Source organism: Skermanella sp. TT6 (assembly GCF_016653635.2).
GTDB lineage: Bacteria > Pseudomonadota > Alphaproteobacteria > Azospirillales > Azospirillaceae > Skermanella > Skermanella cutis.
The window spans coordinates 997,501-1,013,248 of sequence record NZ_CP067420.1; the positions used below are offsets into that span (position 1 = coordinate 997,501).

13 protein-coding genes, 1 tRNA gene, 2 rRNA genes and 3 pseudogenes (1 of these 19 cut by a window edge) are annotated in these 15,748 nt (G+C 65.9%); 9 read left to right on the top strand and 10 right to left on the bottom strand.

From position 1 onward, the window contains the following. From IGS68_RS04645 to IGS68_RS04655, 3 genes are all read left to right on the top strand, one after another. Positions 1–1,698 (top strand): 23S ribosomal RNA (locus IGS68_RS04645); it begins 1,068 nt to the left of the window's first position. A 105-nt stretch (positions 1,699–1,803) separates the two neighbouring features. Then, positions 1,804–1,918 (top strand): 5S ribosomal RNA (gene rrf / locus IGS68_RS04650). Positions 1,919–1,988: 70 nt separating this feature from the next. Continuing rightward, positions 1,989–2,065, top strand: a tRNA-Met gene (locus IGS68_RS04655). Here the strand turns inward: IGS68_RS04655 and IGS68_RS04660 are convergent. Beyond that, complete coding sequence (locus tag IGS68_RS04660; RefSeq protein ID WP_247881348.1) at positions 2,022–3,131, bottom strand: recombinase family protein; 1,110 nt, start codon at positions 3,129–3,131, stop codon at positions 2,022–2,024. The genes IGS68_RS04655 and IGS68_RS04660 overlap by 44 nt on opposite strands. On the opposite strand from IGS68_RS04660, the gene IGS68_RS35360 reads away from it, so the two are divergent. Beyond that, positions 3,069–3,290, top strand: a complete 222-nt coding sequence (locus tag IGS68_RS35360; protein WP_247881173.1) for a hypothetical protein — start codon at positions 3,069–3,071, stop codon at positions 3,288–3,290. The two genes, IGS68_RS04660 and IGS68_RS35360, sit on opposite strands and share 63 nt — an antisense overlap. Before the next feature lie 9 nt (positions 3,291–3,299). Here IGS68_RS35360 and IGS68_RS35365 read toward each other — a convergent pair. Continuing rightward, positions 3,300–3,683 (bottom strand): annotated as a pseudogene (locus IGS68_RS35365) (recombinase family protein); the annotation flags it as partial. Further along, the gene (locus tag IGS68_RS04665) at positions 3,670–4,035 is read right to left on the bottom strand and encodes a hypothetical protein (protein ID WP_201077698.1); all 366 of its coding nucleotides are present in this window, start codon (positions 4,033–4,035) and stop codon (positions 3,670–3,672) included. The pseudogene IGS68_RS35365 and the gene IGS68_RS04665, both read right to left, overlap by 14 nt. Positions 4,036–4,219: 184 nt before the next feature. On the opposite strand from IGS68_RS04665, the pseudogene IGS68_RS04670 reads away from it, so the two are divergent. Together IGS68_RS04670 and istB are read left to right on the top strand one after the other, a co-directional pair. Next, a pseudogene (locus IGS68_RS04670) lies at positions 4,220–4,807 on the top strand (IS21 family transposase); the annotation flags it as partial. Positions 4,808–4,875: 68 nt separating this feature from the next. Continuing rightward, positions 4,876–5,709: an IS21-like element helper ATPase IstB gene (istB, locus tag IGS68_RS04675; RefSeq protein WP_201077700.1), complete on the top strand. Its 834-nt coding sequence runs from the start codon at positions 4,876–4,878 to the stop codon at positions 5,707–5,709. Positions 5,710–5,798: 89 nt separating this feature from the next. Here the strand turns inward: istB and IGS68_RS04680 are convergent, their stop codons facing one another. From IGS68_RS04680 to IGS68_RS04700, 5 genes and pseudogenes are all read right to left on the bottom strand, one after another. After that, positions 5,799–6,872 carry an IS630 family transposase gene (locus IGS68_RS04680; protein WP_201077702.1) on the bottom strand — a complete coding sequence of 358 codons (1,074 nt, stop codon included), beginning with the start codon at positions 6,870–6,872 and terminating at the stop codon, positions 5,799–5,801. A 513-nt stretch (positions 6,873–7,385) separates the two neighbouring features. Continuing rightward, complete coding sequence (locus tag IGS68_RS04685) at positions 7,386–8,648, bottom strand: IS110 family RNA-guided transposase (RefSeq protein WP_201070323.1); 1,263 nt, start codon at positions 8,646–8,648, stop codon at positions 7,386–7,388. Between the two features lie 329 nt (positions 8,649–8,977). After that, positions 8,978–10,135 carry an IS110 family RNA-guided transposase gene (locus IGS68_RS04690; protein ID WP_201077704.1) on the bottom strand — a complete coding sequence of 386 codons (1,158 nt, stop codon included), beginning with the start codon at positions 10,133–10,135 and terminating at the stop codon, positions 8,978–8,980. A 64-nt stretch (positions 10,136–10,199) separates the two neighbouring features. Continuing rightward, positions 10,200–10,535, bottom strand: a pseudogene (locus IGS68_RS04695) (IS5 family transposase); the annotation flags it as partial. Positions 10,536–10,913: 378 nt separating this feature from the next. Beyond that, positions 10,914–11,531 carry a hypothetical protein gene (locus tag IGS68_RS04700; protein ID WP_201077706.1) on the bottom strand — a complete coding sequence of 206 codons (618 nt, stop codon included), beginning with the start codon at positions 11,529–11,531 and terminating at the stop codon, positions 10,914–10,916. A gap of 121 nt (positions 11,532–11,652) precedes the next feature. On the opposite strand from IGS68_RS04700, the gene IGS68_RS04705 reads away from it, so the two are divergent. Further along, entirely contained in the window at positions 11,653–12,105 is a 453-nt protein-coding gene (locus IGS68_RS04705) for an HAD family hydrolase (protein ID WP_201077707.1), read from the top strand. Between the two features lie 28 nt (positions 12,106–12,133). On the opposite strand, the gene IGS68_RS04710 is transcribed toward IGS68_RS04705, so the two are convergent. Further along, positions 12,134–12,766 (bottom strand): carbonic anhydrase, encoded by a 633-nt coding sequence (locus IGS68_RS04710; RefSeq protein ID WP_201077709.1) that lies wholly within the window; start codon positions 12,764–12,766, stop codon positions 12,134–12,136. Positions 12,767–13,136: 370 nt separating this feature from the next. Here IGS68_RS04710 and IGS68_RS04715 point away from each other — a divergent pair, with 370 nt between their 5' ends. Beyond that, positions 13,137–13,730 (top strand): peptidoglycan-binding domain-containing protein, encoded by a 594-nt coding sequence (locus IGS68_RS04715; protein ID WP_201077711.1) that lies wholly within the window; start codon positions 13,137–13,139, stop codon positions 13,728–13,730. A 45-nt stretch (positions 13,731–13,775) separates the two neighbouring features. Here IGS68_RS04715 and IGS68_RS04720 read toward each other — a convergent pair whose 3' ends face one another. Next, the gene (locus IGS68_RS04720; RefSeq protein WP_201077713.1) at positions 13,776–14,534 is read right to left on the bottom strand and encodes an SDR family oxidoreductase; all 759 of its coding nucleotides are present in this window, start codon (positions 14,532–14,534) and stop codon (positions 13,776–13,778) included. A 224-nt stretch (positions 14,535–14,758) separates the two neighbouring features. Between IGS68_RS04720 and IGS68_RS04725 the strand changes: the two genes are divergently transcribed. Beyond that, positions 14,759–15,736 (top strand): TerC family protein, encoded by a 978-nt coding sequence (locus IGS68_RS04725; RefSeq protein WP_371821884.1) that lies wholly within the window; start codon positions 14,759–14,761, stop codon positions 15,734–15,736. The last annotated feature ends 12 nt before the right edge of the window (positions 15,737–15,748 follow it).

The following is a 15,748-nucleotide window of genomic DNA, read 5'->3' on the forward strand; positions in this document are numbered from 1 at the left end:
AGCCATCCTTTAAAGAAAGCGTAATAGCTCACTGGTCTAGACAAGCCGGCCTGCGCCGAAAATGTACCGGGGCTCAAGCCACCCACCGAAGCTGCGGGTGCCGGGATCTTCGATCCCAGCGCGGTAGCGGAGCGTTCCGTAAGCCTGCGAAGGATGTCCGCGAGGCCATCTGGAGGTATCGGAAGTGAGAATGCTGACATGAGTAGCGACAAAGAGTGTGAGAAACACTCTCGCCGGAAGTCCAAGGGTTCCTGCGCACGGTTAATCCGCGCAGGGTGAGCCGGCCCCTAAGGCGAGGCCGAAAGGCGTAGTCGATGGGAACCTGGTTAATATTCCAGGGCCTGGCAGAGGTGACGAATCCCGAAGTGCGTACGGCCTTATCGGATTGGCCGTGCGCTGGAGGGGTTCCTGGAAACAGCCCTGCCATACAGACCGTACCCGAAACCGACACAGGTGGACAGGTAGAGCATACCCAGGCGCTTGAGAGAATGGTGTTGAAGGAACTCGGCAAATTACCCTCGTAACTTCGGGAGAAGAGGGCCCCGTTCCCGCGCAAGCGGGGGCGGGGGGCACAGACCAGGGGGTGGCGACTGTTTACTAAAAACACAGGGCTCTGCGAAGTCTGGCATGACGACGTATAGGGTCTGACGCCTGCCCGGTGCCGGAAGGTTAAAGGGAGGGGTGCAAGCTCCGAACTGAAGCCCCGGTAAACGGCGGCCGTAACTATAACGGTCCTAAGGTAGCGAAATTCCTTGTCGGGTAAGTTCCGACCTGCACGAATGGCGTAACGACTTCCCCGCTGTCTCCAACACCAACTCAGCGAAATTGAATTCTCCGTGAAGATGCGGAGTACCCGCGGTCAGACGGAAAGACCCCGTGCACCTTTACTCCAGCTTTGCAGTGGTGCCAGGGTTCCCATGTGTAGGATAGGTGGGAGGCTATGAACCGCAGGCGCCAGCTTGCGCGGAGCCATCCTTGAAATACCACCCTTGGGATCTCTGGCATCTAACCGCGCTCCCTGAACCGGGAGCCGGGACCCTGCATGGCGGGGAGTTTGACTGGGGCGGTCGCCTCCCAAAGAGTAACGGAGGCGCGCGAAGGTTGGCTCAGAGCGGTCGGAAATCGCTCGACGAGTGCAATGGCATAAGCCAGCCTGACTGCGAGACCGACAAGTCGAGCAGAGACGAAAGTCGGCCATAGTGATCCGGTGGTCCCGCGTGGAAGGGCCATCGCTCAACGGATAAAAGGTACGCCGGGGATAACAGGCTGATCTCCCCCAAGAGTCCACATCGACGGGGAGGTTTGGCACCTCGATGTCGGCTCATCACATCCTGGGGCTGGAGCAGGTCCCAAGGGTTCGGCTGTTCGCCGATTAAAGTGGTACGTGAGCTGGGTTTAGAACGTCGTGAGACAGTTCGGTCCCTATCTGCCGTGGGTGTCGGAGTGCTGAGAGGCGCTGTCCCTAGTACGAGAGGACCGGGATGGACGCACCTCTGGTGTACCGGTTGTGGCGCCAGCCGCATCGCCGGGTAGCTAAGTGCGGACGGGATAACCGCTGAAAGCATCTAAGCGGGAAACCCCCCTCAAAACAAGCACTCCCCTTAGAGCCGGGATAGACCATCCCGTCGATAGGAGGCGTGTGGAAGCGCGGCAACGCGTGAAGCTAAGCCTTACTAATCGCTCGAGCGGCTTGATCCCGACTGCGCGCGTCATGCGCAGCAGAAAGCCCGCACAACAAGCATCCGTCGAAGACGCATCACACATCCTCATCACTTACCTCGAAGCACCCGGGCGCTTGGTCGACTTGGTGGTCATAGCGAGGGGCCCGCACCCGATCCCATCCCGAACTCGGCCGTGAAAACCCTCCGCGCCAATGGTACTGCGTCTCAAGACGTGGGAGAGTAGGTCGCCGCCAGGTCCACCAATCGCCCGTGTACTTCAAGGACAAGCAAACCGTCACGAATTCTCCCGCATGTCCGTCGCTCTGACGCGGGGTGGAGCAGCCCGGTAGCTCGTCAGGCTCATAACCTGAAGGTCGCAGGTTCAAATCCTGCCCCCGCAACCACCGACACTTGACGCCCGGCCGTACCCACGGCCGGGCGTCTTTCGTTCGGTCCGGCATCGGCGCATAGCGCCAGGATCTCGGCGAGATCGCCGAGGAGCACGGCGTCCAGTCCAAGCGCATTGGCGCGCGGCGTCAGCACCACGCGCCGGATCAATGCGGCGATTGCCTGCATCGCCTCCGCCGCCAGTTCCGGATCGATCAGCAGTTTCTCGAGATCCTCCACCTTGCGCCGGTAGAGTGCCGGCAGGTTGGGGTGCAGGCTGATCGGGAAGGGGGCGTCGGTGTCCGCCAGCACATTTCCCAGCCGAGCCTTCTCCTGCTCCAGTTCGACCAGACGCGTCTTCATTGACGCCTGATACAGGCCGTCCTCGACTGCTCGCACGATCTGATCGATCTTGCGCTCCACCTGCTTCAGCTCTGCCTCGACCTGGGCGCGCTGGCCGACCGCCTCCTTGTTCCGGCGGTTGACCTCTTCCTGGAAGGTTCGGGCGAACTCCTCGAACAACTCTGGGGCGAGCAGGGACTGCCGGAGCGCCGTCAGCACCCGCCCCTCGATCTCCTGGCGGCTGATCGTCCGGTCGTTGGCGCAGGTGCCCTTGTTGCGGTGCCCGGCGCAGCCGTACCGCTCCTTGCCCATGATCGTGTAGCCGCCGCCGCACACGCCGCATTCCAGCAGCCCGCTCAGCATGTATTTGCGCCGGTGCGCCCGGTTGAGCGCGTTGCCGCTGTCGTCCCGTGCCATCCTGAAGCCCACCTCCTGCTGGCGCGCCTTGACCGCCAGCCACAAGACTTCATCGACGATGCGCAAGTCCGGCACCGCGACGCTCTCCCACTGCTCGGGCGGATTGGGCCGTGCCGCCCGCTTGCCCGTCCTGGGATCCTTCACGTAGCTGCAGTGGTTCCACACATAGAGCCCGGCGTAAAGCTCATTGTTGAGGAGGCCGGTGCCGCGCTCGACCTGGCCGCGGATCGTGGTGTCCTGCCAGGAGCGACCACCCGGCCCGTGAACCCGATCGGCGTTGAGCCTGCGCGCGATGGTCCGCGGGCTCTCGCCCGCGGCATACATGCGGAAGATCCGGCGTACAACCTCGGCCTGAGCCTCGTTGATTCGGCGCCCGCCGGCACCGTCAGCATCGTTGATCACGTCATAGCCGTAGGCGTTGCTGCCGGCGATGCGGCCCTGCAGAACCCGGCCGAGTTGGCCGCGTCGGGTCTTGTCACGTAGGTCCGAAAGGTAGTGCTGGGCCATGGTGCCAAGGATGCCGATGTGCAGCGGCGTCAACTCGCCCATCGAGGCCGACCACAGCCGCACGCCCCGGAATGCCAGATCGTCATGCAGGGCGGCGACGTCGGACAGGCGCCGGCCCAGGCGGTCGAGCGCCTCGATCACAACGACATCGAAGCGTCCGCCGGGCAGATCGCGCAGCAGCTTCTGATATCCGGGACGCACGGCGCTGCCGCCGCTGATCGCCCGATCAGAGTAGACGACACCAAGCTGCCAGCCCTGACGCTCGATCAGGCGGCGGCAGACCTCGACCTGGTCCTCGATCGAGGCTTCGCTCTGCCGGTCAGACGAGTAGCGGGCATAGACACGGCGCGCATGTTTAACGCCCCTGATCGGCTACGACCGACCGCAGGGCGGCGATGTAGTCCTGGTGCGACCGGGCGGCGCGGGCGGTGCCGGTATGGATGTAGTGGTCATAGGCGGTCTGGAGCGTCTGGTGACCGAGTATGCGGGCGATGATGCCGTAGTGTTCCGGATCGTGCTCGGCAATCGTCGAGGCGACGCAGTCGCGGAACAGGTGCGGCGTGAGCCGGACGCCCAGCCGAAGGCGGGTGATCCGCGCGACTTGGGTACGGCAGCAATGCGCCGTCAGCGGCCGGCCTTCCCAGATGATCCACAGCCGGTCGCTGGCTGGTTGCCCCGCCAGCAGCAGCGGCCGTTCCCGGACCAGATTATGGCCCGACAATCAGGATAGGAAGAGCGTCAATCAGGGTCGGAATGGAATGTCGCGGTCGTGACGGAGGGCGGGCGTAGCCCGACCGTAGTCACGACCGCGACACCGACATCCTTTCCTGGAAAAGGACGTCGCTGACGGAAGCGGTGAATGCGGCCAGGATCGAGGATCTTCACGCCAATGAGGAACCGCGATCTTGCCGGGCACACACATCACCGACCGCCAAGTGAGCCTTTACATGAAAAACCGACAAACCAACATTCCCGCCGTCGCTGCGGCCAAGGCCGGGTTCAGCACGTCAACCGCCTACCGCATCGAGCAGGACCCCCGACCATCCTCGCAGAAGATCCTACCCCGCGGCCGGCGCCGCCCGGATCCGCTGGCCGGGATCTGGGACAGCGAGGTGGTGCCGATGCTCAAAGCCGCTCCGGGCCTGCGCTCGATCGCCGTGTTCGCCGAGATGCGCCGGCGGCATCCGGACCTGAGCGAGAAGGTCCGCCGAACGCTGGAGCGCCGCATCCGGGCCTGGCGGGCCGTCAACGGTCCGGACCAGGACGTCATCTTCCGGCAGCACCATGAGCCGGGCAAGATGGGGTTGTCGGACTTCACGGACATGGGCGACGCCGCCGTGTCCGTTGCCGGGCAGCCGCTCGATCACCGTCTCTTCCACTTCCGCCTGGCCTATTCCGGCTGGCAGCACGCCCATGTCATCCTGGGCGGCGAGAGCTTCGTCGCCCTGGCCGAAGGGCTGCAGAACGCGCTTTGGTCGCTCGGCGGGGCGCCGGTCACCGGTGTCGTCGTCGATCTCGTGCCGCTGAGCGTCTACGACGAACTCGTGCATGGAGCCGCGGCATGAGTGCGACCGATCCCATCGACACCGCCCGCCTGTCGCTGGCCCTGGGCGACCTGCGCCTGCCGGCCATCAAGGTGATCTGGCCGGACTTCGCCGACCGGGCCGACAAGGAAGGCTGGCCCGCCGCCCGGTTCCTGGCCGCCCTGACCGAGCACGAGATCGCCGAGCGCTCCCGCCGCCGGATCGAGCGTCATCTCGACGAGGCCAGGCTGCCTCCGGGCAAGACCCTGGAGAGCTTCGAGTTCGAGGCGGTCCCGATGGTCGGCAAGGCCCAGGTGATGGCCCTCGTCGCCGGCGACAGCTGGCTGGAAAAAGGCGCCAACCTGATCCTGTTCGGTCCGGCCGGCGGCGGCAAGTCGCACTTGGCGGCCGCGATCGGCTACGCCCTGGTGGAGAATGGCTGGCGCGTCCTGTTCGCCCGAACCACCGACCTGGTCCAGAAGCTTCAGATCGCCAGGCGGGATCTGGCTCTGGAGTCCGCTCTCGCCAAGCTGGACAAGTATCACCTCCTGATCCTCGACGACTTCGCCTACGTTGCCAAGGACCAGGCGGAGACAAGCGTCCTGTTTGAACTGATTGGAACCCGGTACGAGCGGCGGTCATTGCTGATCACGGCGAACCAGCCGTTCGGCGACTGGGGCGGCATCTTCCCCAACCAAGCCATGACCCTGGCCGCCATCGACCGGCTCGTCCACCACGCCACCATCTTCGAGATGAACGTGGAGAGCTATCGTCGAAGGGTCGCACTGGAACGAAAACGCGGACCTGGACGGCCGCCGTCCCGAGCGTCAATCAACGCGAACTTGATTGACGCTCCACGACAGGACACTTGAAATCCAGCCCGATCAGCGTCAATCATCCTGACGCCGCGACCTTAGGCATTCTTATCCTGATCGCCGCTCTCTTCATCTAGTGCAGCGACTCATTGAAGGGATGCAGCGGGAAGGCGCCTGAGCTTTTCCAGGATGGTCTCGGCGGGCTTGGTCCAGACGAAGGGTTTTGCCTTGCCGTTATGCTCCTTGATGAAGCGGCGGATCGCGTCCTCCAGTTGGGGGACGGAGGTGAAGACGCCACGCTTCAGGCGCTTGCTGGTCAGGGTCGAGAAGAAGCCCTCGACGGCGTTCAGCCAGGACGCCGAGGTGGGCGTGTAATGGAAAACCCAACGCGGGTGATCGGCCAGCCAGACCTGCACCTTCGGGTGCTTGTGGGTGGCGTAGTTGTCCAGGATGGCATGGACGATCCTGCCCGCCGGAACGGCGCGCTCGACGGCGTTGAGGAACTTGATGAACTCCTGATGACGGTGCTGGCTCATGCAGCGGCCGACCACGGTGCCGTCCAGCACGTTCAGGGCCGCGAACAGGGTGGTGGTGCCGTGGCGCTTGTAGTCGTGGGTCATGGTTGCGCATTTCCCCGGCTTCAGCGGCAGTCCCGGCTGGGTGCGGTCGAGCGCCTGGATCTGCGATTTCTCGTCGATGGATATGACCACCGCGTGGGCGGGTGGGTCCATGTAGAGGCCGACGACATCCTCGACCTTGGCGGCGAAGGCCGGATCGTTGGACCGCTTGAAGGTGCGGATGCGGTGGGGCTGGAGCCGATGCGCCTCCCAGATCCGCTGGATTGTGCGCAGGCTCAGACCGACCGCCTCGGCCATCGCCCGCCCGGTCCAGTGGGTCGCCGTTCCGGGCGGTTCCGCGCAGGTCAGGGCGACGATCCGCCGAACCGTCTCCTCCGGGACCGGAGCCTTGCCCGGCTTGCGGCTGGGTTCGCGCAGCAGCACGTCCACGCCCTTCTCGGCGAAGCGACGCTGCCAGCGCCAAACCGAGGGGCGGATTACCCCGGTCTGCCGGGCGATTTCCAGGACCGGCAGCCGATCCGCCGACAGAAGCACGATACGGGCCCGCTGCGTGTGTTTGAGCGGGCGGCTGCGGTCCCCGATGACGGCGGCCAACCGCGCGCGGTCCTCAGGGCTGACGATGACGCTGACTGTCTGGGCCATGACCCCAGACTCGCACAATGCCGCCCTTGTGTGAATCCCTTGTCGGCGTCAATGCACTAGATTGTCGCGCTACAGCCGACACCCGTGTCACGCTTGGATGGTTGGGCTCTGATGACTGTCCAGTTTGGCGGGTCAGCCGTTCCAAGGCGGAGTTCTCGCGTCCGTGGACCGCTGCTCGATCCAACAACCTTGTATTCGGTCCGGCACGCAACCGGAGACCATGATGCGTCATGCGCATCGGATGCGAGGCTCCCGGGAGGGTGGGACCAGTCTTTTTGTCGGCTTGCGGCCCATAGGGGGACTCCCCACCGCTTGTCAATGATCCGAGTAGTGTCTGGGGGTGCCCCTTACGTCCGATGATTATGGTTCCCGACGGCCCGACACGCGTCAAGCCTGACCCTGCGGGTCACCGCCGATGGCGGCACGGGCTTGACTCGTGCCGTTCCGCCGGAAGCGCCGCCTCCATCGGATGTAAGGGACAGTATCACCTCCGCCCAGTTTCAGAGGCTTGCTTCAGGCGGCTTGGCGTGTCCGCCCGGCGCGTTGCGGGTCGTACAAGCCGCGGCCACGCAACATGGCGCAAGCGGTTTCCAGCAGCCGGTCGCCGACCGTGCGCAACGCCCGGCCATGACTGTGGCCGGCTTTGCGCAGGGCTTGATAGCGCACCTTGCAGGTGGCGTCGCATTGGACCGCGACACGGCTCCAATGATAGACTGCGTCGCGCAGACGCTGGCAACAGGCCTGACGCATCAGCACGATGCAACTCTTGCCACTACGCCGGGTCACCGGCGCCACGCCGGCCAGCGCCCGCAGGGCTTGATGGTCACCCGCCTTCAGGGGCTCGCCGGCCTCGACCAGCAGAGTGGCGCAGACGATCCTCCCAACCCCCGGCAAGGAGCGCAGGATCGTCACGTCGCTCTGCTGTGGCGGCTGCCCCGGCACCGCCTCCGGTTCCTCTGGAGAGGCCGCCAACTCGGTCAGGATCTGGTCGACCCGCCGCTCGGCCGCCGAGATCTGGCGGTTGACGAGGCGCAGCCGGTCGCGCAAAGCGCCGACATGGGCGCTCGCCGCCTCGACCGTGCCGGACGCCACCGTCAGCGCCGGACGACGCAGGCGTCGCACCACTTCGGCGGCGTCGAGCCGGCGAATCCGATGCTTCCTCAGCAGCTTGGCGATCGTGCTCTCGCGCACCCGGCGCGCCTTGGCCGGCGTTGGCGCCAGCGCCCAAAGATCCAGCAACCATGCCGCCGACAGATCGTCGGATAGGTCCAGAATCTGCGGGTAATAGCGCCAGAGCTGCTCGCGCATCCGATTGGTCAGGCGAACGCGCTCGTGCTTACACTCCTCGGTCATGCGCAGCCGTTCGCGCAGTTCGATCATTCTGGGCTCATCCCGCCTCAGGCGCCGGAAGCAGCGGGTATCGGTGCGCAGGCTGTCGCCCAACACCCGGGCATCGCGCCGGTCGTCCTTGGCTCCGGAAACTGAAAATCGGTCCCGGAAGCGGTCGAGTTGCTTGGGATTGATGGCGTGCACCGCGAAGCCGCGTTCCATCAGGCTCTCCACGACCGGACCGTGGGGCAGTTCGATGCCAATGCCGATGCGTTCCGGAGCGGCGCCCGTGGTCTCGATCAGCCAAGCCGCCAGACCGGCCAGTTCCTCGCCACTGTGGCGCACCGCGCGCTCCCCGCGTACCACGCCACGATCATCGACCAGGCAGACCTGATGAACCTCGCTCGCCCAGTCGATGCCGACATACCAGTCGAACATCTCACTCATTCAAGGGCTCCCATCCAAATGGGCCGCCGCAGCCTGGATCCACCCCTGTACTGGCGCTCGCTTGGCGCTGACTCCCCACTGGGCCTCAGCCGCGGCCTGCCGCCGGGGCACGCGTCCCCCCCAGGTGTTCGTGACACAGGGGGCAAAAGGTTGCTCCCGGCGGATCGGCCCGATCAGTCAACGGCGCTATGATACCGCTGACCATTCGACCCGTGAAGGGTACAGGGGGCTTCGGTGCACCACCCACCTCGGAAGGCAAGGTCCACCGGACTGACCGGTCGGCCATGCTTCGAAGTCTCCGGCGCGCTCCCGGGGACGGATTGGTCGGCTCACGCCTCCTTGAGGACGACACCCTCCGGCATCACCCCAGCGGCGGCATAATTCCACAGTGCGATCAACAGCTTGCGCGCCAGCGCCACGATCATCGTCTTCTTGATGGCACCCTTGCCGCCAGCGGTCCGCTCGCGGTACCACTGGATCAGAGCGGCGTCGGGCTGGAACATCAGGAAGCGCCAGGCCAGCTGGATCAGGCCACAGCGCACCCGTGGGTTGCCTGCCTTGCTGATCCCCTTCTCCCGGCGCTTCGAGCCGCTCTCATCCGGCGTGCCGGTCAGACCAGCATAGCGAGCCACCGCGCGTCGATCGCGTAGATTGCGCGACAGTACCTCGTGGACCAGCATCTGGGCCGTTTCCAGGCCGATGCCCTTGATCCGGGCCAGCAGCAGGATCATCGCGTTCGGCCCGGTCGGATCGCGCTCGATCGCCTGGGTGGTGGCCAGTTCAATGGCTTTGATCTGATCGCTGATCAAGGTGCGCCGCTTCAGCAGCCGGTGTAGCCGGGCCAGGGTATTCGGCGGCAGCGGCTCGCCCTCGTCCGTGCGCAGGGCCTCCAGATGCTCCGCCGCCTTCCTCAGGCCCGGCTTGAAGCCCTGGATGCCCCACAGCGCCAGTTCTGCCTTGATCGTGTTCGTCAATCGGGTTCGCTCAGCGACCAGCCCCTCGCGCTCGCGTCCCGGTCGTCGTGCGTCCTCTTGGGCAATCGTCGGGATCGCCACCATCCGGCAGTGCCCCGGCTCACCGCGCAGCCAGCCGAGCAGCGCGCGCATCAGCATCTCGGTGTCGAGCCGGTCGGTTTTGGCCCGCCGCTGCTCGCGCGACACCGCCACGCTGCTGGCGTGAATGACATAAACCTCTATCGCGTGATCCCGCAGCAGCCGGGCCAGCCAGAACCCATCGCGCCCAGATTCATACGCCACTACTGTGCGCATGATCGTTCGGCCTGTCCGTGCCGCCTCCCGGCGCCAGCGCTCCACCTGCGCGAGCAGGCGCGCCGGGTTGACCGGCAGCTTCTGCAGCGGGCGCCGATCCACGCCCTGCACCGTCGCCGCCACCAGCCAGGATGTGCCACTCATCTCGATTACACACACCAGCGTGCTATCATGGTCGAGAGCGACGAGGGGTTTGGACAAGTCGTCGGGCTTGGACATGGGGCTCCTCCATCAATGTCAACGCAACGATGGTGCCTCAGACCTCGTCGCTCGCCCCATAGCTTCTTTTTGCCGGGACGCTCGCGCTGTCCAGCGCCGCCCGGCTCCAATCGATCGCGTTGGCCTTGCCCAGCCGGTCCAGAAGAACGTAGTGCAACCTCTCCCAGACCCCTGAGGCCTGCCAGTCGCGCAGTCGCCGCCAACAGGTCATGCCCGAGCCGCAGCCCATCTCCTGCGGCAGCATCTCCCACGGAATGCCACTTCGCAATACGAACAGGATGCCGGTCAGCGCCGCCCGGTCATCGACCGGCGGCCGACCGCCTTTCGGACGGGGCGGACGGGACGGCAACAGCGGCGCCACGACCGCCCACAGCTCGTCGCTGACAAGGGGTTTCGCCATGCCTGTCAGATAGGCGGCGTCAGCCTCTCATCAAGGTTTTGCTAGACGCTCTAAATCTGCGGACCAAAGAGCATGATCAGCAATTGGCTCCTGCATGATGATGTGCAGGTACCGGTTAACGCAGCCCTGAAACTGTCCTGGGCAATCCCGATAGGTAAGAGGAAGATTCCGTAAACTAAGGAATATATCTTGTAGGACCGATAAATCGGCAGGACAGATCTACTTCCGCGGTGCGACCGATGTGGTCGAGTCCTATGTCGGTGCCTCCTAAATCGCTAGACCGGGCAATCGCTGATTAGCTCCGCTTGGCAGGAAGCCGCTTGCGTTGAGGCCATGCAACTGCGGCAATACTCTCACTGTAGTGCGCTCCGACTTAGGTCAGTGGCATCTGTGCCCGAACTCCCCCCGCGCCATCGCGAGGTGATGCGCCTGGTGGTGGTTGCCCCGGGCCATGATGCCGATGAAGCCGAGCCCTCGGATTTTCGCGGCCTGCCGGGGATCGGCGGCGGTCGCGGTCAGCACGACGCCGGTCGGCGCCGGTTCCGCCCGAACCGTCCAGCCGTCCATGCCGTCGATCTCGCGGGCGTGGGCGGGGACCATGCGGCGGATCGCTTCCAGGGTGCGGCCCTGGCCGGAAACCTCGAAGCGCGCTCCGCCCTCCACCGGCGTCGCGACGGCCGTCGCGTTGAGCGTGACCTCGTTCATGTCGATCAGGTGCCGGCGCAAGGCCTCGATGTCCACCTTGGACCAGTCGGTAGCCGGATCGGCGTCGAGGATCCGGACGATCTCCTGGATCGCGCCGAAGGCGTCCTGCCCCGGCATGGCCGGGGTTACGCCCGCCGGCGATGCAGCCATGGAGCCATGGTGGCCCGCATGATGGCTGCCATGGCCCATCGGCGGGGCGGTCGGCGGCGCGGTCTGGGCCGCCGCCCCGCCGGCGGCGAGGATGGAGGCAAGGACCATCGCGGCGGCTCTGGCGGCGGTGCGGATCGGCATGACGTCCTCCCGGGAGTTTCCGTCCCACGATAGCGTGACGGCGTCCGGCCGCCTATGTTCCTGATCGTGCGGCGGGCTCTCCCGGCGCTCCGGAACACTCGCAAGCCTGGGTACGACCGACATGAAGCTTTTCCTGGACCTCGACGGCGTGCTGGCCGATTTCGACCGCGGGGTCGAGGCCGTGACCGGCAGGCGGCCGGACCAGTTGCCGCTGAAGCGCATGTGGCAGGCGCTCGCCAAGGCGCCCGATTTCTACGGCACGCTGGAAATGATGCACGACGCCCAGGTCCTGTGGGAGTTCTGCAAGCCCCACGGCCCGACGATCCTGACCGGCCTGCCCCTGGGCGACTGGGCGCCGGAGCAGAAGCGCCGCTGGGTCGCGGCCATGCTGGGCGCCGACGTTCCGGTCATCACCTGCATGACGCGCGACAAGGCGCGCCATGCCGGTCCGGGGCATGTGCTGGTGGACGACCGCGCCGGCACCCGCGCCCCGTGGGAAGCGGCGGGCGGGGTCTTCATCCTTCACACCGGCGCCGCCGGCTCGATCGCCGACCTGAAGCGGCTGGGTTTCTAAAAACCGGCTCCCGAACGGCCGGCCGCCCTCACGCGATGGGGGCCGGCGGCTCCGCATCGTCGGTGACGGCCCAGAGCTCGCCCTTCTCCAGGTTGAACCACCAGGCGTGGAGCTGAAGCTCGCCGGACTCGACGCGGTCGCGTACCCACGGGAAGGTCATCAGGTTGGCCAGCGAGACCTTGAGAGCGGCCTGTTCCACCAGCCGCGCGCCGTCCGGGCCGGCCAGGGTCCCGGCATCGGCGCAGTGGCAGGCCTCCTCCGCGATCGAGACCCAAGGCGCTATGAACTCGCGGTCGGACCGTTCGCCGAGCGCCGAGTTGCGGAGCGCCGCCATGCCGCCGCAACGGGAATGGCCCAGCACCACGATATGCGAGACCTTCAGGTCGCGGACGGCGAACTCCAGCGCCGCGCTGGTGCCGTGGTGCCGGCCGTCGGGCTCGTAGGGCGGGACCAGGTTGGCGACGTTGCGCACCACGAACAGCTCGCCCGGCTGGGCGTTGAGCAGCAGGGCCGGATCGACCCGCGAGTCCGAGCAGGCGATCATCAGCACCTCGGGCGCCTGTCCGCGGCTGACAAGCTGCTCGAACAGTTCGGGGCGGTGCTCGAAATTCGAGACCCGGAACGCCTTGAACCCGGCGATAAGCCGATCGATGGAAGACATGGTGGCTCTCTCCACGAAAGTTCAAGCAGTGCCTCGACGCGCCCCTGCCGGAAACCCGCGGCCCTTCCAGGGTCCGACCGAGAGCAAGCCGCGCGCCGGTTTCGGCGAGCAGGAAATGCCTTGTCTCCTATGTATCTGGCAAGCTGAATTTCTACGCGGATCCGCGCTCCGTTGTCGCAAACGCGCGCAGTCCGCCGCATCGGCACGGCGGCGGGCTCCCCCGGCCCGGCGTGCCGTTCGCCTGTATGTAGTTCCGCAAGCCCATCGTGTCCGAGCGGGAGTAATTCCGCCGAGCGCTGTTGTAGAGGGTGAAACCTCGCGGCCGATCGATGCCGCAGCGCAAACAACCCGAAGACAGGGGACGCTGGAGATGAAGCACTACGCAAGGATCGGACTGCTGTTCACGGGTGTGCTCTTGTCATCCGCCGCTTTCGCGCCCGCCGGCTTCGCCCAGACTTCCTCCGACGGCTCGCGGCCGCTCGGCTACACCCAGCCGCTGTCGCCCCAGGGGCAAAAGGAGGTCCAGCGCCGCCTGAAGGAGCTGGGCGCCTATACGGGCGCGGTGGACGGCATCTGGGGCCGCGACAGCCAGGAGGCCCTGGAGGACTTCCAGCGCAGCCGCGGGCTCCAGGTTACCGACGGCCTCAACCAGGCGACGCTCGCCACCATGGGCATCCGGCCGGCCGACCTGCTGGGGCTCGACGCCGACGCCGGCACGGCGGCGCTCCCGGCGGAGGTCCAGGGCAAGGCGCTCTCCACCGACGCGGTCCGCACCATCCAGGGCCGGCTGAAGCAGGTCGGCCTCTATGCCGGGGAGACGGACGGCATCTGGGGCGAGAGCACGCAGGCGGCGCTGGAGCGGTTCCAGCGCGACCGCGGCCTCCAGGTGACGGGCACGGTCACGCCCAACACGCTGACCACCATGGGCCTTGATTCCCAGGTCGTGCTGGCCGGGGTCGACTGACCCCGGCCCGGATGCCCGGTTCCGGCCCCGGCCTCGACCTAAGCCTCAGCCCCGGCCGACGAACGGCATCTTGGTCGCCATCACGGTCATGAACAGCACGTTGGCCTCCAGCGGCAGGCTGGCCATGTGGACCACGGCGTTCGCGACGTGCCGCGGGTCCATCCGCGGCTCGGGCGCGAACGAGCCGTCGGCCTGCTGCACGCCTTCCTTCATCCGCTCGGTCATGTCGGTCGCGGCGTTGCCGATGTCGATCTGGCCGCAGGCGATGTCGTATTTCCGGCCGTCCAGAGAGGTGGACTTGGTCAGGCCGGTGATCGCGTGCTTGGTCGCGGTATAGGGCGCCGAGTTGGGCCGGGGCGTCGTGGCCGAGATCGAGCCGTTGTTGATGATCCGGCCGCCGCGGGGCTGCTGGTCCTTCATCAGCCGGAAGGCGCCCTGGGTGCACAGGAACGCGCCGGTCAGGTTGGCGTCCACCACCATCTTCCACTGGTCGAAGGTCAGTTCCTCCAGCGGGATCGCCGGGGCGCCGGTGCCGGCATTGTTGAACAGCAGGTCGAGCCGGCCGAACGTCTCCTTGGTCTTCGCGAAAAGCGCCTCGACCGAGGCCGGGTCGCCGATGTCGGTCGGCACCGCCAGCGTGGGCCGGCCGAACCGGGCGCCCTGCGCCGCGGTCTCCTCCAGCGGTTCCCGGCGGCGGCCCGCCAGGACGACGGAGTACCCCGCCTCCAGCAGCGCAAGGGACACGGCCCTGCCGACTCCCGTCCCGGCGCCGGTGACCAGCGCGACCTTTTCCGTGGAAGCCATTTTCTTTCCCCCCAATGTTTCGGGCTTCATGATGCGCCATCATCAAGCATGCCACGGGAGGGATGGCAACCTTGACAGCAGCAGCAGCCGGAGCTAGGCAGTTGTTGAAACCGGATCCGGGCCCCTCTGGTAGGTGGGTCGCCACCTATGATGTCGGATCCCTTCCTCTGCTTTTGCGCCGACGGGCGTGACCGCATCTGGAGGGGCCGATGGAAACATCACCCTTGATTTGGATAGGCTTCAACGCCTTCATCCTGGTACTCCTGGCACTCGACCTCGGCGTCTTCAACCGCCGTCCCCGTCAGATCACCGTCCGCGAGGCGCTGATCGCCAGTTCCTGCTACATCTCCCTCGCCTTCGCCTTCAACGGCGGCATCTACTGGTTCATGGGGATGCAGAAGGGGCTGGAATTCACGACCGGCTACCTGATCGAATGGAGCCTGTCGGTCGACAACATCTTCGTCATGGCGATGATCTTCGGCCACTTCGCCGTGCCGCCCCAATACCAGCACAGGGTCCTGTTCTGGGGCATCATGGGCGCGCTGGTCATGCGGGCGGCCCTGATCTTCGCCGGAACGGCGCTGATCCACCAGTTCCACTGGACGATCTACCTGTTCGGCGCGTTCCTGCTGTTCACCGGCATCAAGATGCTGTTGTCGTCCGACGAGGAGAAGAACCTCGACGACAACCGCATCCTCCGCTTCGTCCGTGCCCGCGTCCGCATGACCGACAATTACGAGGGCACCGCCTTCTTCGTGCGGCGCAACGGGCTGCTCCTGGCGACGCCGATGCTGCTCGTGCTGGTGATGATCGAGGCGACCGACCTGATGTTCGCGCTCGACAGCGTGCCGGCGATCTTCGCGGTGACCAGCGACCCGTTCATCGTCTACACCTCCAACGTCTTCGCGATCCTGGGATTGCGGTCGCTCTATTTCGCGCTGGCCGGCATCATCCACCGGTTCAGCTACCTGAAATACGGGCTGTCGCTGGTGCTGGTGTTCATCGGGACCAAGATGATGCTGATCGACATCTGGAAGGTGCCGACCGCGCTGGCGCTCGGCGTCACCGCGGCGCTGATCGGCGGTTCCGTCCTCCTGTCGCTGATCAAGACCCGGAACGAGCCCGTTCCGGAGGACTTGGCCAAGGTCGAGAACCAGATGGGCGAATACCAGGACCAGGCGGAAGCGGCGCGCCACTCCTGATCGCGTCGACCC